The organism is Alishewanella maricola (genome assembly GCF_016343785.1).
Lineage (GTDB): Bacteria > Pseudomonadota > Gammaproteobacteria > Enterobacterales > Alteromonadaceae > Alishewanella > Alishewanella maricola.
Genome location: NZ_JAEINI020000057.1, coordinates 1 through 356 on the forward strand (window position 1 = coordinate 1; position 356 = coordinate 356).

Sequence of the window (356 nt, forward strand, 5' to 3'; positions counted from 1 at the left end):
GATAGAGCAAACGGTTTTGCATGCTTGAGGAATTGGGCGTGTTAAAATTGGTCTGTAGCTCAGGTGGTTAGAGCGCACCCCTGATAAGGGTGAGGTCGGTAGTTCGAGTCTACTCAGACCAACCAATTCGCCGCCAGGCGTTGTTGCAGCAAACCTCACATACTATAAGTATGCTTCGGTTCACTGCGCCTAGCCTGACAACGAATGTTGAGCAAAGACCATAGAAAGACTTATTGCGATGATTTTTGCTTTAGGCAAGTGAAGCGACGAGCGAGTGAGGGAGTGTACATCAGGTACATGACCGAGTGAGTGAGGAAGCAACACGCAGCATAAAGGAAAAAGCAGAAGCAAGAAGA

At 48.0% G+C, this 356-nt stretch carries 1 tRNA gene; it reads left to right on the forward strand.

Annotation, left to right across the window (positions count from 1 at the left end):
• Positions 1-48 precede the first annotated feature (48 nt).
• Positions 49-125: transfer RNA gene (locus tag JAO78_RS16710), tRNA-Ile, on the forward strand.
• Positions 126-356 lie beyond the last annotated feature (231 nt).